This is a genomic window from Natrinema salaciae (assembly GCF_900110865.1).
Taxonomy (GTDB): Archaea; Halobacteriota; Halobacteria; order Halobacteriales; family Natrialbaceae; genus Natrinema; species Natrinema salaciae.
Genome location: NZ_FOFD01000001.1, coordinates 578,047 through 596,401, shown reverse-complemented (window position 1 = coordinate 596,401; position 18,355 = coordinate 578,047). Strand labels below are relative to the sequence as shown.

At 65.1% G+C, this 18,355-nt stretch carries 16 protein-coding genes and 2 pseudogenes; 8 read left to right on the top strand and 10 right to left on the bottom strand.

Going from position 1 to position 18,355, the window contains the following annotated elements; all coding sequences use genetic code 11:
- Positions 1-159 precede the first annotated feature (159 nt).
- Positions 160-1,884: a histidine kinase N-terminal 7TM domain-containing protein gene (locus BMX07_RS02920; RefSeq protein ID WP_090613463.1), complete on the top strand. Its 1,725-nt coding sequence runs from the start codon at positions 160-162 to the stop codon at positions 1,882-1,884.
- 218 nt (positions 1,885-2,102) lie between these two features.
- On the opposite strand, the gene BMX07_RS02915 is transcribed toward BMX07_RS02920, so the two are convergent.
- Positions 2,103-4,037 (bottom strand): beta-CASP ribonuclease aCPSF1, encoded by a 1,935-nt coding sequence (locus tag BMX07_RS02915; protein ID WP_090614816.1) that lies wholly within the window; start codon positions 4,035-4,037, stop codon positions 2,103-2,105.
- A 359-nt stretch (positions 4,038-4,396) separates the two neighbouring features.
- Here BMX07_RS02915 and BMX07_RS02910 point away from each other — a divergent pair, with 359 nt between their 5' ends.
- Entirely contained in the window at positions 4,397-4,882 is a 486-nt protein-coding gene (locus BMX07_RS02910) for a DUF7984 family protein (protein WP_090613462.1), read from the top strand.
- 38 nt (positions 4,883-4,920) lie between these two features.
- Here the strand turns inward: BMX07_RS02910 and BMX07_RS02905 are convergent, their stop codons facing one another.
- Positions 4,921-5,499 (bottom strand): hypothetical protein, encoded by a 579-nt coding sequence (locus BMX07_RS02905; protein ID WP_090613461.1) that lies wholly within the window; start codon positions 5,497-5,499, stop codon positions 4,921-4,923.
- Positions 5,500-5,628: 129 nt separating this feature from the next.
- Here BMX07_RS02905 and nucS point away from each other — a divergent pair, with 129 nt between their 5' ends.
- Positions 5,629-6,372, top strand: coding sequence for an endonuclease NucS (gene nucS / locus BMX07_RS02900; protein ID WP_090613459.1), 744 nt, complete (start codon positions 5,629-5,631; stop codon positions 6,370-6,372).
- Between the two features lie 31 nt (positions 6,373-6,403).
- Here nucS and BMX07_RS02895 read toward each other — a convergent pair whose 3' ends face one another.
- Together BMX07_RS02895 and BMX07_RS24150 are read right to left on the bottom strand one after the other, a co-directional pair.
- Positions 6,404-6,859: a YbhB/YbcL family Raf kinase inhibitor-like protein gene (locus tag BMX07_RS02895; RefSeq protein ID WP_090613457.1), complete on the bottom strand. Its 456-nt coding sequence runs from the start codon at positions 6,857-6,859 to the stop codon at positions 6,404-6,406.
- 149 nt (positions 6,860-7,008) lie between these two features.
- Positions 7,009-7,152 carry a hypothetical protein gene (locus BMX07_RS24150; RefSeq protein ID WP_175480022.1) on the bottom strand — a complete coding sequence of 48 codons (144 nt, stop codon included), beginning with the start codon at positions 7,150-7,152 and terminating at the stop codon, positions 7,009-7,011.
- 105 nt (positions 7,153-7,257) lie between these two features.
- Here BMX07_RS24150 and BMX07_RS02890 point away from each other — a divergent pair, with 105 nt between their 5' ends.
- A complete protein-coding gene (locus BMX07_RS02890; RefSeq protein WP_090613455.1) occupies positions 7,258-7,782 on the top strand; it encodes a GNAT family N-acetyltransferase in 525 nt (174 codons plus the stop codon).
- Positions 7,783-7,797: 15 nt separating this feature from the next.
- Here the strand turns inward: BMX07_RS02890 and mutS are convergent, their stop codons facing one another.
- On the bottom strand, positions 7,798-10,515 hold the full coding sequence (mutS, locus tag BMX07_RS02885; RefSeq protein ID WP_090613454.1) for a DNA mismatch repair protein MutS: 2,718 nt from the start codon (positions 10,513-10,515) through the stop codon (positions 7,798-7,800).
- A gap of 143 nt (positions 10,516-10,658) precedes the next feature.
- On the opposite strand from mutS, the gene BMX07_RS02880 reads away from it, so the two are divergent.
- Positions 10,659-11,951, top strand: coding sequence for a winged helix-turn-helix transcriptional regulator (locus BMX07_RS02880; protein ID WP_090613453.1), 1,293 nt, complete (start codon positions 10,659-10,661; stop codon positions 11,949-11,951).
- 180 nt (positions 11,952-12,131) lie between these two features.
- Here BMX07_RS02880 and BMX07_RS02875 read toward each other — a convergent pair whose 3' ends face one another.
- Positions 12,132-12,470: a CHY zinc finger protein gene (locus tag BMX07_RS02875; RefSeq protein ID WP_090614813.1), complete on the bottom strand. Its 339-nt coding sequence runs from the start codon at positions 12,468-12,470 to the stop codon at positions 12,132-12,134.
- 291 nt (positions 12,471-12,761) lie between these two features.
- On the opposite strand from BMX07_RS02875, the gene BMX07_RS02870 reads away from it, so the two are divergent.
- Positions 12,762-13,778, top strand: coding sequence for a patatin-like phospholipase family protein (locus tag BMX07_RS02870; RefSeq protein ID WP_090613451.1), 1,017 nt, complete (start codon positions 12,762-12,764; stop codon positions 13,776-13,778).
- Positions 13,779-13,876: 98 nt separating this feature from the next.
- Here the strand turns inward: BMX07_RS02870 and BMX07_RS02865 are convergent, their stop codons facing one another.
- Positions 13,877-14,383, bottom strand: coding sequence for a hypothetical protein (locus tag BMX07_RS02865; protein WP_090613447.1), 507 nt, complete (start codon positions 14,381-14,383; stop codon positions 13,877-13,879).
- A gap of 338 nt (positions 14,384-14,721) precedes the next feature.
- Complete coding sequence (locus BMX07_RS02860; RefSeq protein ID WP_090613446.1) at positions 14,722-15,402, bottom strand: LiaF transmembrane domain-containing protein; 681 nt, start codon at positions 15,400-15,402, stop codon at positions 14,722-14,724.
- Positions 15,403-15,450: 48 nt separating this feature from the next.
- Here BMX07_RS02860 and BMX07_RS25595 point away from each other — a divergent pair.
- Positions 15,451-15,573, top strand: a pseudogene (locus tag BMX07_RS25595) (RNA-guided endonuclease TnpB family protein); the annotation flags it as partial.
- A gap of 655 nt (positions 15,574-16,228) precedes the next feature.
- On the opposite strand, the gene BMX07_RS02855 reads toward BMX07_RS25595, so the two are convergent.
- Both BMX07_RS02855 and BMX07_RS02850 read right to left on the bottom strand, forming a co-directional pair.
- Positions 16,229-16,681, bottom strand: a complete 453-nt coding sequence (locus BMX07_RS02855; protein WP_090613445.1) for a DUF6141 family protein — start codon at positions 16,679-16,681, stop codon at positions 16,229-16,231.
- A gap of 329 nt (positions 16,682-17,010) precedes the next feature.
- Entirely contained in the window at positions 17,011-17,280 is a 270-nt protein-coding gene (locus BMX07_RS02850) for a helix-turn-helix domain-containing protein (protein WP_090613443.1), read from the bottom strand.
- A 320-nt stretch (positions 17,281-17,600) separates the two neighbouring features.
- Between BMX07_RS02850 and BMX07_RS02845 the strand changes: the two are divergent.
- Positions 17,601-18,313 (top strand): annotated as a pseudogene (locus tag BMX07_RS02845) (zinc ribbon domain-containing protein).
- Positions 18,314-18,355: the final 42 nt, after the last annotated feature.

Genomic DNA, 18,355 nt, shown 5'->3' with positions numbered 1-18,355 from the left:
TCCTGACAGATCGCATGTTATCCCCATCGAGAGGCGGACGGGCACCGGGGCCGCTCACCCAGCGCGCGAGCGCGACGGCAGCGGGGCGCAGCAGAGAGCGACCGAACTCGAGGATCGCTCGAGGTAACGCGCCCGACCGGTTCGGGTGATCCACTCGGAATGGCATACGAATTCACTCCCGTCGCGCTTCCGTACATCGCCGCCACGATCATCTGTATCGTGTTGTTGAGCGCGATCTGGCGGCATCGCGATCGACGGGGCGCGAAGGGGTTCATGCTCGACGTCGTCGGAGTCATCCTCCTCTCGATTACGGTGGTTCTCCAGCTGTTGTCGACTGGCGAATCGGCGAAGCTCTTCTGGTGGAACTGGCGGTTCCTCGCGGAGTCGCTGATGACGATCGGCTACCTGCTGATGGCGATCGAATACACCAACAACGAAGAGTACATCACGTATCGAACCGGCGCAGTACTCGCCGCCGTGCCGATTCTGACCCAGTTCGCAGCGTGGACGAACGGCCACCACGGCTGGTTCTACGCCGCTACGATCGATCCGACGACCGGATTCCTGATCCCCACGTTCGAACCGCTCTACTGGGTCTACGCCACGACGATGATGGCGTATCTCGGGATCGGCGTCTACCTTCTCGTCCGACTGTTCCGCTCGCTCCAAGGCTTCGAGAAGCAAGCGGGAATCCTCATCGCGACGATCCTGTTCGTCGTTCTCGGGCTGGTCCTCTGGTGGTTCACGTTCGTCACCGTCGAGACGCTCGCCCTGACGAGCATGGTGAAAGTCGTCGGCTTCTACTTCGCGGTCGACCGGTTACAGCTCCTCGATATCGTCCCCGTCGCGCGGACGAAAGTGATCGACAACATGCAGGACGCCGTCTTCGTCGTCAACGCGGCGAACCGAATCGTCGACGTGAACCCGTCGGCCGAACGCCTCGCCGGCAACGACGTGGCGGTCGGCGACGCACTCGCGGAGACGTTCCCCTCGTCCCGAATCACGGAGTTCGACGACGTCTCGGACGCTCAAAGCGAGATTTCCGTCGAGATCGACGGCGAAACCCGTTACTTCGCCCTCCAGATTTCGCCGCTGACGAACTCGCGCGGTACCCAGACGGGCCGGTTGATCGTCCTCCGGGACGTTACGCAGTTGAAAAACCGCGAACAGGAGCTGACCGTCCTCAATCGCATCGTCCGGCACGACATCCGAAACGAGATGAACGTGATCACCGGCCGCAGCGAGCTCCTCGACGAACACATCGATCCCGCGGGGGAGGAACACCTCGAGCTGATCAGGGAGAGCAGCAATCACGTCGTCGAACTGACGCGAGTCGTCGGTGACCTCGTGGAAACGCTGACCACCGACGGCGATCTGGATCTCGAACCGGTTCATCTGGGGCCGGTCGTCTGGAACCAGGTCGAAAAGGCCCGTACCAGTTACCCCCACGCGACGTTCGACATCGACGGGATGACGACGGACGTGACGGTCCTCGGCAACGAGATGCTGTCCTCCGTGTTCACGAACCTCCTCAACAACGCCGTCCTGCACAACGACGCCGCCTCGCCGCACGTGAGAGTCTCGATCGAGGACGGCGACGAGGTCGTTCGCGTCCGCGTCTCCGACAACGGTCCCGGCGTTCCCGAGGCGCAGCGTGACGAAATCTTCGGTCGCGGCCAGAAGGGGCTCGAGAGCGAAGGGACCGGGATCGGGCTCTATCTGGTCGATACGCTGGTCGACGGCTACGGCGGCGACGTGTGGGTCGAATCCAGCGACGAGGCCGGTGCGACGTTCGCAGTCGAACTCCCGAAAGCGACCGACGGCCGGAGCCGTCACGCGTCGTCGACCGAGGACGCCGAGGACCCGCGACCACAGCGGAACTGAGACGCCGACGGGGACGGCCCCGACAGAGAAGACGGACGGCAGGTCGATAGCACGGCCCGCACGATTCGAGTGGGACGACCACGGTCGGTCGGGGAACACACCCTCGTAGACGTCTCGACGACGTGCGCACGACCCCACACGGTACCTCCGTGGAATCGGCAGAGCCGAACGGCCGAACCCCAACGGCGGAATCCTCGCGCGTTACCCCGTGAAGGCCGTCAAAGGAAGCGGAAGGTCTCGAGGTTCTTCGGCGCGAAGGTGCGCATGTCGAAGTCGTGGTAGAGCGCCGACGAGAGGTCCTGCGTGGAGCGCTCGTCGCCGTGGACACAGAGCACCTTCTCGGGCCGCGGGTTCATCGTCTTGACGAAGTTCTCGAGGCCGGCGCGGTCGGCGTGGCCGGAGAAGCCGTCGACGGTTTCGACGTCCATGTTCAGCGAGAGGGTCCCGCGGCCGCCGCCGTTGCCCATGGCACCGACTTCGCTGGTGGGGATCTCGTCCCAGCCGTTCTGAATGCGTCGGCCGAGGGTACCCTGCGCCTGGTAGCCGACGAAGACGAGCGTCGAGTCCGGATCGGGGCCGATGTGGGAGAGCCAGGACATGATCGGGCCGCCAGTGACCATCCCGGAGGTCGAGAGGATGATACAGGGCTCGCCGTCGGCGACGTCCTGTCGCTCCTCCTCGCCGCCGTCGATGTGGTTGAACTCCTCGGCGAGGAACGGGTTCTCGTCCTCGTGGAAGATCCGGTCGCGCAGATCGTCGCGGAGGTACTCGGGGTAGGTGGTGTGGATCGCCGTCGCTTCCCAGATCATCCCGTCCAGGTGAACCGGCATCGACGGGATATCGCCGTTTCGCATCGCCTCCTCCAAGACGAGCATGATCTCCTGGGAGCGACCCACCGCGAAGGCCGGAATGACGACCTTGCCGCCCTGGTCGTAGGTGTCGTTGATGATCTCCTTGAGGTTCCGTTCGGAGTCCTCCTGATCGGTCTGGTAGTCGTTGCGGCCGCCGTAGGTCGACTCGAGGACGAGCGTCTCGACTCGCGGGAAGTCGTTGACGGCACCGTTGAACAGGCGGGTGTCGTCGTAGTGAATGTCACCGGAGAAGGCGACGTTGTAGAGGCCATCGCCGATGTGGAAGTGCGAGACGGCCGAGCCGAGAATGTGACCGGCGTTGTGGAACGTGAGTTTGACGTCCGGCGCGATGTCGGTGACGTCGCCGTACTCCAGGGGAATGCAGTGTTTGATCGCTTCGCGGACCTGCTCGCTCTCGTAGGGCGGGCTCCGGCCCTCCTTGGCGGCGACGTCGAGGTAGTCGAGCGTCAGCAGCCCCATCATGTCCCGCGTGGGCTCGGTGCAGTAGATCGGACCGTCGTAGCCGTACTTGAACAGCAGCGGGATCAGCGCGGAGTGGTCGAGGTGGGCGTGGGTGAGGACGACCGCGTCGATGGTCTGTGGTCCAGCGCCGAGCGCCTCGGGCGCGTGGAGGTAGGGCACTTCGCCCTCCGCGCCGGGTTTGTCGCCGCAGTCGATGAGGATTCGCGTCTCGGGCGTCGAGAGAATGAAGGAGGCGCGGCCGACCTCGCGACAGCAGCCAAGCGTGGTGATGCGGACGTACTCGTCGTCGGACATCTCCTCGCGGTGGATCTGTCGGCCGACCTTCTCGAGGATATCCCGGCGCTCGTCGCGCTCCTGCTTGAGGAAGCTGCGAACGTTCGAGACGGTCGAGGATTCGATCGGCGGCGTGCGGACGACTTCGGGCGTCCAGCCGACGTTCTTCGTTATTTCGCGGAGCGTCGACCCGTGACGGCCGATCACCATCCCCGGCTTTTCCGCCTCGATGACGACCTCGCCGGTGTCGGCGTGGAAGTCGAGGTCGGTGACCCCCGCTTCGTCGGGGATGACCTCCATGATCTCCTCGCGGGCCTGCTCGGGCCGCGAGAGGACGCTTGGGTCGGGTCGAACGGTGATCCGCTTTCGAAGCTTGCTCGCGAGCTGCCGAATGAGATCGCCCTGCTGGGCGAACTTCTTCGGGTCGCGCGTGTAGACCACCAGTTCGGGGCCTTCGTACTTCACCGAGGAGACCGAGATATCGCTCGGTAACTCGCTCGTGATCTGTGCTTTGAGATCGTCGAGTTGCTGCTCTACAGTGCTCATAATCGCCGAATGTGGCTTGCGTGAACTCGCCGTCCGAGATCGGGTTCGGTGCCGGGTCGGACCGACGGGATCGAGCGGGGAGACCGGATCTCGGTACTGCGAGGGGCGCCATCGGGCGTCCGTCGTCTCGGTACCGGTCGCGAGCGCCGCCGTCTTCGTTCGACAACGTAGCTCACACTCCGTCTCGCCTCCCGATTCATCGTATCCTACTCCGTGCCTGACGAACACGCTCCCGGATCGGTTATCCTGGTCCGTGCGGGAAGATTCCAGGGAGAACCCGCTTACTCGACGCTATTCTTTGCGTGGTATAAAAGCCTTCGCAAAAACCAGGGCCGTGGGGACAGTAGCCGTCGGTACGCATGCACGTTAGCCAAGCGCGCGTCGGCGAGGAACGGGCGTGGATCGTCGATCGGGCCGGACGGATCGTCCCGCTCATCAACGACGTCCGCGACGAACTCGGCGCGGCATTCGACACCGACGTCGACGCGGTCACCGAGGCGCAGTACCGCAGGGAAGTCGACGCCGTCTTCGCGGACGGCGATCTGGCCGTCAACGTCGCCGCCATGGTCGCGATCCTCAGAGAACTCGACGTCGAGGGCGACTATCCGGGATTCGTCGTCGACGAACTTCTCGGCCGAGAGCTGGCCGCGACCATCGCCGGCAGCCAGCCGCTGCGGACCCTCGGCGAAGCCACGTTCCACTACGCCGACCTGCAGGTCCACGGGGCGGAAGACGAAAACGCCGGCCTCGACGACTGCGAGGCGGCCCTCGCCGCCGGCTTTCAGGAGCGCCTCCCCGGCTGGGACTGGACCGAGCGGGAGAGCCCGTTCGCTCTCGAGCGGTAAGTGTCCGCGACCAACCAGTCGACTGCCGTCAGGCTCGGCTACTCGTCAGTTTCGTTCCCGGCGTCGGTTCCGTCGGTCTCGTTCCCGGCGTCGGACTCGTTCGTCTCGCCGTCCGTCTCCTGTGCCTCCTGCTGTTGCTCGAGCATCTCCTGTCGCTGCTCGCGCTGTTGCTGCTGCTGGACGATCAGTTCGTACCGCTCACCGGGATAGATACCGCTCACGTCGCCGTTTCGGAGCGACTCCATGATCGCCACGTCGGGGCCCGTCACGCGAAGCAGCCCGTACTCCGGCCTCGACTCCGCGACCGAGAGTTCACTCCCGGCGACCGATTCCTCGAACGACGCCACGGCCGCTTCGGTCAACTCGACCTGTCTCTCCCGAAACACCCGTCCCGCCTCCTGCTGGCTGAGGGTGCCCTCGTCGAGGTCGGCCCGGATCTCTTCCTCGAGACGCTGCAGTTCCTCACGCTCCGGCTGGACCGTCACGGTGACCGCCTCGTCGGGGTTCTCCGAGCCCTCCTGCGTGATCGACTCGAGTTGCGAACAGCCGGCCAGCGACGCGGCCGTACCGGTACCAGTGATCGCGAGAAACCCGCGGCGGGTCGGTAGGTTCGACATCGTCTCTGAACGGCAGGGACGGACGAAGGTATGCCTTCTGCGTTACGCTCGGCGGCAACGTCGGCACCGCGACGCGGAATCCGCCCGACAGCGGGCATCTTTTATTCGCGCCGGCGCTAGCAGGTTCCAGTGACGAATCGAGAGTCCGGCCAGCGAACGGAAACCCTGCAGGGGCCGACACCGACGGCCGCCCGCGACGTGGTCGCGGACGGATTCGACCGCGAGGCGATCGTGACCGTCTACGGGCGCTGTACCGTCGACTACGACGGACGGGCGTCGAGTCACCTCGAGGCGGGCGATCGACACGTCATGCTCAAGCCCGACGGCGCGGCGCTGGTACACACCGACGAGGGCCAGCAGCCGGTCAACTGGCAGCCGCCGGGCTGCGATCACGATGTCTTCTGCGAGGACGGGACCCTCGTCCTCGAGAGCCGACGGCCGACGCCGGAGGAACGGCTGTGCGTCCGGTTCCAGGAGGTCCTGCAGGTCTCCGCGTTCGCGGGGACCGACGAGACCGAACTCGCCCTGGTCGGCACCGAGGAGGACCTCCGACGGCGGATCCTCAAGGAGCCGGCCCTGCTCGAGGCGGAGTTCACGCCGCTGGCGACCGAACGCGACACGCCCGCGGGCGCGGTCGACATCTACGGCGAGGACGCGGCCGGACGAGCGGTCGTGGTCGAACTGAAGCGCCGCCGGGTCGGCCCCGACGCGGTGAGTCAGCTCCGGCGCTACGTCGACGCCCTCGAGCGCGACCTCCACGCCGACGCCGCCGTTCGCGGCATTCTGGTCGCGCCCTCGGTGACCGACCGCGCGAACCGGCTGCTGACCGAACACGGCCTCGAGTTCGTCTCGCTAGAGCCGCCGGCCGAGTGACGGTTTCGACCGCCGGCCCCGCCGTCCTCCGTCAGGCCGGGTACGTCCCCTCGAGCCGCGCCCGATCGGTGACGTGACCCTCGACCGCCGACTCGAGGTCGTCCGCGTCCGTCCCGGGTCCGAGACCGAGCGTCGTGTCTACGGCGAACAGCGTGAACCGATAGGTGTGTTCCCTGTCCGGTGGGTTCGGGCCGCCGTAGCCGCGCTCGCCGTAGTCGTTCGTCCCTTCGGTCGCGTCCGTCGGCTCCCACGCCTCCGGAATCGTCTCCGTCTCCGGCGGGATGTTCCAGACGATCCAGTGGTCCCAGACCTTCCCGGCGGGGTCTTTCGCATCGGGATCGTCCACGATCAGCGCGAGGGAGTCCGCGTCGTCCGGCACGCCGTCGACCTCGAGCGGCGGGTTGACGTTGCGCGCCGTGTAGCCGTACTCCTCGGGGATCCGTTCGCCGTCGTCGAAGGCTCGGCTCTCGAGCGTGAGTTCTCCCATGGCGAAGTCACCTCTAGTCGTGCCGTCGGTCGAGCGTTCGCTCTCCGGATAGAATAAACTTACAGCCCGTGCGAGCGGGTTCGGCCCGCGGCCACGCTGGTGGATTGACACGACCGAGTCGCCTCCGTTCCGCGAACGGACCCGAACGGCTACCGACGAACAGTGAAGATCGCGACGCCAAGGACGAGGAGACCGATTCCCCACCACCACGACTTCCCCGGCAGATACGCCAACAACAACGTGACGATGCCCGAGGAGATGAGCGACCAGCCGATCGTCGTTCGATATGTCATACAACTACATCGTTACCGGGATAGTTGTGTGTTGTGCCGGTCCATGCAATCCGGGTCGCCGCTCGACTGTAGTTCCCTTTCATCCCACACGTCCATGGGTTGAATATGGGACCCGAACTGACGGTCCGCCGCTATCGACCGACGGACGGCACTCGAGTCCGTGACCTCCACGAAACGGCCATGCGCGATGTCGATGCGTACCTCGAGGACGTTCCCGACGACGACCTCGAGCAGATCACCGAAACCTACGTCGATGCCGGCGGGGAGTTCCTCGTCGGCGAGCGCGACGGCACCATCGTCGCGATGGGCGCGTTCCGACCGATCGACGGCTCGGAGCACATCGCGACAGTCGTCCCCGATCTCGCGGACTCGGCGGTCGAACTGACCCGAATGCGCGTCACTCCCGACCAGCAGCGCCGCGGCTACGGTCGCCGGCTCTACGCGGAACTCGAGCGCCGTGCTCGATCGCAGGAGGCTGACGAGATCGTCCTCGACACGATGGCGAGACAGACCGCAGCCCGTGGCCTGTACGAGTCGCAGGGCTTCGGCGAGGTGCACCGCGAACGAATCGACGGGTTCGGCGATCCGGTCGATCTACTGGTCTACCGAAAATCGCTGGGAGAGGCGTGACGGCCGACGGAGCGGTTACGCTTCGAGCAACCGCTTCAGCCGGTCGAGTTCCGTCAGCGCCTCGACAGGGGTGAGGTGGGCCAAGTCGAGCGCGCGGAGCTCGGCGGCCACGTCGGCCGGAACGTCTCCCCCGTCTGCAGTCGCCGGCGACGCCGGCCCCGAATCCGTCTCGTCGGCCATCTCACCGCGCGCCCTGACTCTCGTCTCGGCTTCGCCGCCCGCCTCGGGTTCGTCCTCGGTCGCGTCGGCAACCAGTTCCCGCGCCCGGTCGACCACGGGTTCGGGAACGCCCGCCGCCGTGGCGACCTCGACGCCGTACGATCCGCTGGCCGCGCCGGGTGCGATCTCGTGGTGGAAGACGACGTCGCCGTCCGCCTCGTCGACCTCGAAGTGGAGCGTGAACGCGGCCGCGAGGTCGTCCGCGAGTTCGGTCAACGGGTGATGGTGGGTCGCGAAGAGGGTAGTCGCCCCCACCTCGTCGTGGATGTGTTCGGTGATCGCCCGCGCGATCGCCATCCCGTCGGCCGTCGAGGTACCCCGGCCTACCTCGTCCAGCAGGACCAGCGAGTGCTCGTCGGCCTCGCGCAGGATCGTCGCGAGTTCGTCCATCTCGACCATGAACGTCGAGCGCCCGCCCGCGATGTCGTCGCTGGCACCGACGCGGGTGAAGATCCGATCGACCGGCGTCAGCCGCGCCGAGCGAGCGGGGACGAAACTGCCGACCTGCGCGAGCAGTACGATCTGGGCGACCTGCCGCATGTAGGTCGACTTCCCAGACATGTTCGGGCCGGTGATCACCGCCAGCCGCCGGTCGGTCGTCAGGCACGCGTCGTTCGGGACGAACGACTCCTGCGTGCGCTCGACGACCGCGTGTCTGCCGCCCTCGACGTCGATCTCGAGGCCGTCACGACCCTCTCGCTCGAGGATCTCGGGCCGGCAGTAGTCGTACTGGGCGGCGACGGTCGACAGCGAGACGAGCGCGTCCAGCGTCGCCAGCGCGTCGGCGAGGGCCTGAACGCGCTCGACTTCGGCGGCGATCTCGCGACGAACCTCGCAAAAGAGGTCGTACTCGCGTTCGTCGGCGCGTTGCCGTGCGCCGACGATCTCGTCCTCGCGCTCTTTGAGCGCCGGCGTGACGAACCGCTCGGAGTTCTTCAGCGTCTGGCGGCGCTGGTAGTTGTCGGGGACGGACTCGAGGTTCGGATTCGTCACCTCGATGTAGTAGCCGTGGACCGAGTTGTGGCCGACCTTCAGCGAATCGATACCCGTCCGCTCGCGCTCGCGGTCCTCTAAGTCCTCGATCCACTGCTCGCCGTCCCGCGCGGTCCCCCGGAGGGCGTCGAGGTCCTCGTCGTACCCCTCGGCGATGATCCCGCCCTCGGTGATCTCGATCGGGGGCTCCTCGACGACGGCGTCCTCGATCAACTCGCGGACGTCCGCCAGCGGGTCGAGGTTCCCGTGAAGGTCCCGCAGGCGTTCACAGTCGGCGTCGGCCAGTTGCTCGCGGATGTCGGGGACGACCGCGAGCGTATCTCGCAGCGAGCGCAAATCCCGGGCGTTGGCCCGCTCGCGGGAGATTCGGCCGATGAGACGCTCGAGGTCGTAGACCTCTCGCAGGCGATCGTGGAGCCGTTCCCGGCGCTGGACGGCTCCCGTCAACTCGGCGACCGCGTCGTGGCGGGCCTCGATCCGCGCGGGCTCGAGCAGCGGCCGGCGAATCCAGTCCCGGAGTTTACGGCCGCCGAGCGCGCTAGCGGTCTCGTCGAGGACGCCGACGAGCGTCGCATCGTCCCGGCCGTGGACCGCCCGGGGTTCGAACAGCTCGAGGCTGCGCAGGGCGACCGCGTCGAGCAACAGGTACTCGCGGGGGTCGTACCGGGTCAGCTGGGTAATGTACTCGAGTCGCTGCTCGTCGTCGCCCTCGAAGACGGCCGCGACGCGCTCGTCGGCGTCCTCGCCGCGTTCGCCCTCGTGTTCGCCGCCGCGGACGTACTCGGCGTACGCCAGCAGCGCGCCACAGGCCCGGATCTCCGCGGTGTCCGCGAGCAGCGCGTCGGGGTTCCGGAAATACGTCGTGAGCTTCTCTGTGGCCCGCTCGCGGTCGAACGCGCGCGCGTCGAACGGCGTCACCATGCACTCCTCGGGGATCGGGTCGGCGGCGGCGTCGGGGCCGACGACCGCTTCCGAGGGGTCGAACCGACTCACCTCGTCGGCGATCGACTCGTCGGACGTCGCGCTCGTCGCGTAGAAGTCGCCGGTCGAGACGTCGAGCAGGGCGAGTCCCAGCCGATCGCCGTTACGGGCGACGGCCGCCACGAAGTTGTTGTCGTCGCCTGTCAGGAGTTCGTCTTCGGTGAGCGTCCCGGGCGTGATCACGCGCGTGACAGCGCGCTCGACCACGCCCGAGGTCTCGCCGGGTTCTTCGACCTGATCCGCCACCGCGACGCGGTAGCCGGCTTCGAGCAGGTCCTCGATGTACGATTCGGCGTTGTCGATCGGAATTCCGGCCATCGGATACTCGCCGGTGCTGTCCTCGCGACTGGTCAGCGCGATCTCGAGCAGCCGCGCGGTGCGTTCGGCCGCGCCGCAGAACGTCTCGTAGAAGTCGCCCACCTGAAAGAGGACGATCGCGTCGTCGTAGCGCGCACAGAGGTCGTGGTACTGCGCCATCATGGGCGTCAGCTCGTCGCGCTTCGCGGCCATCTGCTCGGGCGGACCAAGCGCCGAATCCATACCCGAATTCGGCCGCCCGACGCGGAAATAGCTTGCTGGATCCGCTCCACGGCCGGCTCGAGTCGGCCGCCAGTCGGATTTCGTGACTGTCAGGGAACGGAAAAAGCGTATTACCGTCGATCGCACATAACCGGACGACTGGTATGAAACGGGATTCGTCGATCGCGACGCGCGTGCTCGTGTGGGTCGCCGTCGCGATGGTACTCGGCGGTGCGACCGCGGGGATCGCGGCCGCGTCCGCGAGCGCCGGCTCGACACTGACGGGAGCGGCGCTCTCGACGACTGATTCGGTCGACGACTCCATCGACGAGCCGACGGAGACCGTCGAAAATACGACCGACGAACTCGAGAACACCACCGGGACGACGACCGACGAACTCGAGAACACCACCGAGACGACGATCGACGAACTCGAGAACACCACCGAGACGACGATCGACGAACTCGAGAACACCACCGGGACGACGACCGACGAACTCGAGAACACCACCGGGACGACGGTCGATCGGACGGAGGGGGCTGTCGACCGGACCGTCAACGAGACGCCGCTGGACACCGGCCTCGAGGCCGACGCCGAAGTCGAAACCGACGGACGACCCTCGAGTCCCCACGACGACGGCTCGAGCGCCGGTGAGTCGACGGCCGAGAACGCGAGCGCCGACGGGAGCGGCGACTCCGACGGCTCCGGGACGCCCGGCGCGACCGAGACGGCGACGGACGCGGTACTGGTCGGACTGCTCGGGGCGATCACCGCCTCCGGGGCGGCGGGCGGGGCCGGCGCGTCCGGTGCGACCGGCGCTGCCGGGAGCGGGACCACTGCGACGGCCGGGTGGCTGCACACTCTCCGCGGGACGGGCCCGCTCCGCCGAGCCGGGGACCTCTGGAAGATGCTGCCGCTGTTCCGGTACAGTCAGTACGACGACTCCGATCCGCTCGAGCACGATCGCCGCCGGGCGATTTACGAGGCGATCCGCGACGACCCGGGGTCGTACCTCTCGCAGCTCAGCGACGACACCGACATCCCCCTTTCGACGGTCCGGTACCACGTTCGGATCCTCGAAGCGGAGGATCTGATAACCGCGGCCAAGCTCAACGGGAAGCGCCGCTACTTCCGGGACGCGGCCGACGCCGAACTGCGAGCCGCCCTCGCGGAACCGGCCAAACGCGACGTGCTGGAGGCGCTCGCCGGCCTGGGCCGGGCGCACAACGGCCGGCTCGCGGACGAACTCGAGCGTGATCCGAGCACCGTCTCGCATCACCTCGCCGCGCTCGAAGACGACGGACTGGTCGTCCGCGAGAAGGACGGTCGGTCGGTCGTCAACGAACTCGAACCCGACGCCGAGGCGGCGCTGTGCGACGACGAATCCGTCGAGGGGATCGAGGAGGTCGAGGACGAGCAGACGGAGTCGTCGGCAGTAGCGTCTGCGGACGACTGACGGGAGTCGGTGCGCCGGCGAGAGCGACTCGAACGGCGACTAGCGCACCGTCGTCTCGGTATCGACGAACACGGACTCGCGGCCGACGAGACTCTCCCGGAGGTCGCCGTGGACTCCCAGACATCCACGAAGCGAGTGTACAGCGGGCCGAGCAGACACCCGGACGACGGTCGGCGGGCGTCAGTCGCCCGGCTCGAAATACAGGTCGGCGTGGGCGGCGCAGCCGGGATTGAACGCGGCGTCGCAGGCCGGACAGCGATAGTCGGCCTCGAGATACGCGGACGCGGTGAGTGCGGTCCCGCAGACCCCACACAGCACCGAGGATTCGTCGAATCGGTCGCGCGGCCACGGAACCGCCTCGTGATCCGTCGACTCCTCGTGGCAGCGAAAGCAGGGGTAATAGCGCTCGCAGCAGGCGAACGTGAACGCGACGACGTCGCGGTCGGTGTCGTAGTGGGCACACCGGGTTTCCGGACCGACGTCGACGCCGTGGACGGTGTGGCCGCCGATCGATTGCACGATCGGCTCGACGGCCGGCGGGTGCTTCGGTGTTGCGATGAGACGGGATCGGTGCTCGGCCGCGAGCCGATCGGCGGCCGGCAACTGGGAGAGCAGCCGCTGGGCCGTGCTCCGGACCGAGTGTCTTCGAAGCTGGGGCGTCTCGAGGGAGGGTTCGTCGCTCGTGATTGGAGTCCACCGCCTCGCGGTCAGTTCGGCCGAATCGCGACCGGTCCGCGAGCGGTACCCGGTGTAAAGACAGGGACGCTCGCCGCCCCGAAACCTACGTAGTGGTGCGCCGTATCGATGGCTATGAGTGCTGGTATCGACACCGACGACGTCACTCGGGTCGCGATCGCCTGTCAGGGTGGTGGCAGCCACACCGCTTACACCGCAGGGGTACTCAAACGGCTCCTCGGCGAACACGACGACCGGTCGTACGAACTCATCGGATTGAGCGGGACCTCCGGCGGGGCGGTCTGCGCGACCGCCGCCTGGTACGGGTTTCTCGACGGCGGAGCGGACCGGGCTATCGAAACGCTCGAGGGAATCTGGCGGGACTTCTCGGCTCGGTCTCCGTTCGACAGGATCGCCAACGAGTGGACCGTCAAACTTGCGCAGTTCGCCGCACACGGAGGGCCGCTGATGATGCTCAGCCCGTATGAGCTGCCGTTCACCTCGAGCGGGCGCGACCGATTTCTCAGCACGCTCGAAGCGCACATCGAGTTCGATCGGGTTCCCGAACTCGCTGCCGCCGCCGACGTTGAGCTGATCGTCGGGGCAGCCGACGTGTCGGAGGGCAAGTTCGACACCTTCCGCAACGAGGCAGTGACGGCCGAGGCGGTCCTCGCTTCAGCGGCGATCCCAACGTTGTTCGAGGCGGTCGAAATCGACGGCCACTGGTACTGGGACGGGTTGTTCTCGCAAAATCCACCGATCCGCGACTTCTTGACGGTTCCTGACGACCCGGGAGAAAAACCGGACGAGATCTGGATCGTCCAAATCAATCCCAAACGCCGCGAGACGGTCCCGAAGTCGGTCGAGGATATCAGCGACCGGCGCAACGAACTCGCCGGAAACCTCTCGCTGTATCAGGAGGTGTACTTTATCGAACAGGTGAACAAGTTGATCGATCGGGGAAGCCTCCCCGCCGAGTACAAGCAAGTCGAGGTCAGAAAAATCGACCTCGGTGGATCGCTATCAGCACCCTCGAAACTCGACCGAGATCCGGAGTTCATCGATACCCTCATTCGTCGGGGCGAACGGAGCGCCGAGCGCTTCCTCGAAGGATGGAGTCGAGGGTCGCGTTCGAACGCGGGACAGTCGTGACGACTCGTCACGGTTTCAGTCGACAGCCGATTCGAGACGGAGAGATCGCGAGAAACGAAGGCAGTGGGCTGTGCTGCGTCCCGAGATGTCGAGCGGTGCTAGACGATCGCATAGACGACGACCATCACGACCGGAACGGCAAGCAGTGTGATTGCGCTAACAACCGTTCGATCGCGTCGAGACGCCGCGGCGGCGTAGAACCCGGCGAAGACGGCGACCGTTACGAGAAATCGCAACAGTTCCGCCAGGCGGAGCTCGGCGGCACCGGACAGCAGGGCGGCTGAGACCGAGGGTTTCCCCACCAACGCAGGCCCGACGACGAACCAGGTAATCCCCGCAATCCACTGGGCGAGGAGCCCCCAAACTGCGACGGCGCTGATTTCCCAGGCCGCCGCTGTCGGACGGTTGCGGACGTACACGAGAGCTGCAACCACGACGGGCACCAGCGCGATGACGCGTTCCAGCTCGAGCGTCCAGGTCGTCGATTGCATCAGCAAGAACACCTGCAAAGCGAGCCCGAGCACGACGATGCCCCCAAGCAGGCTCGCAAACGACAGCCTGTCCAGGTCAGCGACTGACGAGCGAGACGAGAGAGAAATGGGCATACCACATCGATACTGACACCCCATAAGTACTTTCTGTCTTATAGTTCTTGGAACGGAGCCAGCCGGTTCGTCGGACAGGTGATCAGTGCCCATATCTACTGAACGGCTGGGTTATTGGAAGGTCTCGTGTTCCCTTGTTCAGCGGTACTGACCGATAATCCGCCCTCCCTCATCGACTCCGAAGCGTGCTGCATACGCGCGTTGTATTATCGGTAATCGTTACGAACGCGATCGTTCAACGCACGAGCAATGTCACAGTGACGAGTGGGCTGAAATAGACGAGGGGATCAGGATTCGATTGAGACAGAGGTTACAGAAATAACGTTTTATGGGCTACCTCAGTCGTTCACGCTGATCCCACCGAATGCGACGAAGCCAGTCAAGATCAGGTCGACCTCCTCGTGTTCCGCTTCGCGGCGCGGGCGCTCGTCCTCCGCACCACCGAAGATCGGTAACACGTCGAGGCGGACGTTCCAGTCCCGGGGAACGATGATATCGACACCGCCGAACATGGCGACGGCGTTGATCCGCGCCGGACGGTCGGCCACCTCAGCATCGCGTAAATCGAGTTCGTATCCGCCAAAGAGCGCGGTCAGATCCGCTCCCGTGAACCGCGAAGAAGTCACGCGCTGGTTCCGGCCGCCGAAGACGGCGATGCCGTCCACGCGCTGCTCGCCGACCTCTTCCGCTTTCGTCCGCATTCGCCCCAGAAGCAGTGAGACGCCAAAGAGAATGATGAGAGCGGGCCAGAAGGAAGCCAGGTCGGCCTCCGGAACGAGGTCGAGCGCCGCTATCTGCCAGGCACCGGCCAGCACGATCACCAAGAGCGGGCCGAACAGGTTGCGGAATCCGCTCGTGATCAGCGCGTACAGACCAAGGAGGACGAAAAGCGATGGCACGTAGTTGAGGAGCGATCCCGCTTCAGCGACCCCGGTCGTGTCGAGCAACAGTATGGTTCCGACGATCACGACGACCGCGCCGAGCAGTTCCTGCGTCGACACTCGGTTCGATAATGCCATACTTGCAGACACTCAGAGGATAGATATGAATGTGTCCACGATTGTTAGTCCAAAGGCACGCCTGTGGAGACTGCTACCTCTGCGGACACTCGTTCTGTGTCTGCAAGTCGCGTCGTAGAAACAGGAAGCTCCGTCCTCAAGGAACGAGTCGCGTTAGCGGCGAGTGAGTAGGGCGGAGTAGTTCACATTCGCGGGATGAGGATCTCGTCGGACTCCGAACTCGCGACCCAACTGTGATATCCCCGAACCACCCGGTGAGGACGCCAACGAGAAGAGTCCCGAAACCAGTCTCCGTGCTCAAGAAGGCGGTTCTCGGAGGGATTGACAGCACGCTTCCCCGGGAGGACGCTCATGAGCAGGCCGTCCTCGTCGACGAAGAGCACACGACCGGTACTTAGGTTGGGGCGGTGATTCGCTGGCTCGACACGGGTCTCGACGTCACCCAGCGTATTACTATCAAACAGTTCGTGCAGTACGACAACCAGAGACCGCGGCAAGTTCTCTCGACGGAAACGTGCCAGTCGAGGAGATACAGAACTAGACCGTGAGATCTGCGGGTACGTGCTGCCTATTCAGCACGACTCCACCAGTATCTAGAGTGGATGATGTGTCAGCGCGAAATCCACATCTCTACAGAAGGTCTGATTCGTTGGTTTCGGGTGAAATAACGATGCCGCCGTGCTGAACGGCCGGCGTATCCGGCAGGTACATTCGATCAGCCGCGAAGGAGTTGACCAGCGCCACTGAGGGGTACGTCCCGCGACGAATGGACCGTCCCAGCAGGGCGGTCGTTGTGGACGCTTCGAGTCTCGCCGGAAACCGATCCTCACCCGGCCGCTTCGGACATCCTGTCTCGTATCGCTGTCGCCAGTTCGTCCGGACGGTGACTGCCGACCAGTAGGTCGCGGTCGTCGGGCCTCGTCACGTAGACACCGCGCGATCCGCTGACGTTGAACGCGATCGTCGACGGTCGCCAGCGGATGCCCCACCCGCCGTACTCACGGAGCGGCCGATACGTCACCGACTCGACTGAGTCGATAGCGTCCCAGGGCACTCTCCGGAACGACCGATGGAGGGGAACGAACCGGACGTAGAGTCCATCGGTTCGGACCTCCGTGACCAGTCGCAGCGACCAGAAGAATACCACGATAGCTGCTATGGTGAGGACCCCGACAGGTCCGCCGGCAACGACCGAAACGAGACCGACGAGGCCCAGGAGAGCCCAGAGCCACCACTGTCGAAACCGTTGGACCTCCCGGAACGCGACTTCAGGTGTCATCCTCGTCCATCGTTACAGTGGCCGAGAAACATAAGGGATGTGGAAGGCCCGAAATAACCGGGTTCTCCCGAAGTGACGTGCTCATTCTCTCCGGTCGTGAGCGCCGACTTCTCGACGGATTGCGGCGCTCACCCGCTCTCGGCACGCGGGGCATCGCGGGCACCGCCGACTGCCGCCTCTCGTCGGTCACCGAGGAAGCAGAAGAACACGATCAAATTAGCTGCCACGTACTCTACGGTCATCTGCCCCGAGATCACCATCGGGATACTGGTGCCCTTTTCGGTGATTTTGTTGGGTGTGCCTTTCCCATCACATTCGACAGCTATTCGTTACTCGTATCGATCCCCGGTAGGATCGAGTTCACTTGCGTCGATCTCACCCTCGAGCCACGCCCGTCCACGATCGGTGATCTGGTAGTAACCCTCTTCGACTCGCTCTACGAATCCGTACGCCATCAGAATAGATACTCTGTTTGTCACGTGCTGCCGAGACAGATCGCCGTTCTTCGCGATTGCCGTAGGGCCGAGCATGAGACCGCCCTCGAGGACCTCAAGGATCACTTCATCGGCTTTGACCATCCAGTCCGCCCGCTTCCTCATTACCCCCACACTGTCAGAATTCTCCTTACACTTGTCGGTAGCATGTAATGTATTGTCGATATTGGCTACTCAAATTTACGGTATCGTCAACACAGTTATGTCGAGCGAGGACTACTCGGATAGCGCAAGTCGCAAGCAAACCAGACCGGCAGATAGTCGGATGAACATGCAGACCGGTGTGATGGCACCGGCCCGCGCGGCTCGCGTAGCTGTGGGACGAGCCATGTCCGACGACAATTCACGGGGCCTTAAGCCCCGACACGAGAGACGCATCGCTACGATTCACGTACGCCGATCAGAATGGCCGTGACGAAACTCCGATCGGCGTCGACCTCGGCGAATACAACCTCTATACAGCCTGCCCGGTCTCCCTTCCGGATTGGCGGGGCGCGTACGCGGTCTGTGGCGACAATATCTGTCAGTAACTCGATGGCTTCCGACTCGAGACCGCCGCACTCTCTCGAGTACCGTCGACCGCGAGACGATCGCTGCCCACGTCCAGCAGCGCCGCGATGCCCTCGTTGCGGAGATCGACGCCGCAGCCCACGAGATCTGCGGGTACGCGAGCGCCTACGACAATTCAGTGTTGGTCACCGAAGACAGCCACTACAGGCCGGACCTATGGACGTGGCTGATAGCGCCCAACGCCCACCGCGGCTCGTCGTGGCTCCTTTCTGTGGCCCATCTGCGGTTGCGAGTTATCGCCGCTGAGTACGGTATCCCGGTGACGACAGTGCCCGACGCATACTCTTCGCAGGAATGCCACGCCTGCGGCGCGCTCGGCGACCGGGTACGGAACGCGGCCCTCCGGTGTAGCAATCGGGACTGCCACGTCGACACCGTCGCCGCCGATTTCAACGCCGCGAAGGTCCTCGCCCGGCGTTACTACCCGGGACGGCGCTGTGACTCCCAGCCTCGCGATTCGCCTCGCTCCGACGATGGACCCGTACTCACCGTCGACGGTGACCCTCCGAATTACGCGCCGAGCGATCGAACGGAACGCCCTCGAGACGAAAAGAGACGGCGGCGGTGAGCGACGGACGGCGTTCCCACTCGAGTCGGCGAGGGACCGCGA

Bases quoted from the DNA above. Each gene is read 5' to 3' on its own strand.
- BMX07_RS02880 (WP_090613453.1), top strand. From the start codon at position 10,659: ATGAAACGGGATTCGTCGATCGCGACGCGCGTGCTCGTGTGGGTCGCC.
- BMX07_RS24150 (WP_175480022.1), bottom strand. From the start codon at position 7,152: ATGACATATCGAACGACGATCGGCTGGTCGCTCATCTCCTCGGGCATC.
- BMX07_RS02905 (WP_090613461.1), bottom strand. From the start codon at position 5,499: ATGTCGAACCTACCGACCCGCCGCGGGTTTCTCGCGATCACTGGTACC.
- BMX07_RS02895 (WP_090613457.1), bottom strand. From the start codon at position 6,859: ATGGGAGAACTCACGCTCGAGAGCCGAGCCTTCGACGACGGCGAACGG.
- BMX07_RS02855 (WP_090613445.1), bottom strand. From the start codon at position 16,681: ATGACACCTGAAGTCGCGTTCCGGGAGGTCCAACGGTTTCGACAGTGG.
- BMX07_RS02910 (WP_090613462.1), top strand. From the start codon at position 4,397: ATGCACGTTAGCCAAGCGCGCGTCGGCGAGGAACGGGCGTGGATCGTC.
- BMX07_RS02920 (WP_090613463.1), top strand. From the start codon at position 160: ATGGCATACGAATTCACTCCCGTCGCGCTTCCGTACATCGCCGCCACG.
- BMX07_RS02915 (WP_090614816.1), bottom strand. From the start codon at position 4,037: ATGAGCACTGTAGAGCAGCAACTCGACGATCTCAAAGCACAGATCACG.
- BMX07_RS02850 (WP_090613443.1), bottom strand. From the start codon at position 17,280: ATGAGGAAGCGGGCGGACTGGATGGTCAAAGCCGATGAAGTGATCCTT.
- mutS (WP_090613454.1), bottom strand. From the start codon at position 10,515: ATGGATTCGGCGCTTGGTCCGCCCGAGCAGATGGCCGCGAAGCGCGAC.
- BMX07_RS02865 (WP_090613447.1), bottom strand. From the start codon at position 14,383: ATGCCCATTTCTCTCTCGTCTCGCTCGTCAGTCGCTGACCTGGACAGG.
- BMX07_RS02890 (WP_090613455.1), top strand. From the start codon at position 7,258: ATGGGACCCGAACTGACGGTCCGCCGCTATCGACCGACGGACGGCACT.
- BMX07_RS02860 (WP_090613446.1), bottom strand. From the start codon at position 15,402: ATGGCATTATCGAACCGAGTGTCGACGCAGGAACTGCTCGGCGCGGTC.
- BMX07_RS02870 (WP_090613451.1), top strand. From the start codon at position 12,762: ATGAGTGCTGGTATCGACACCGACGACGTCACTCGGGTCGCGATCGCC.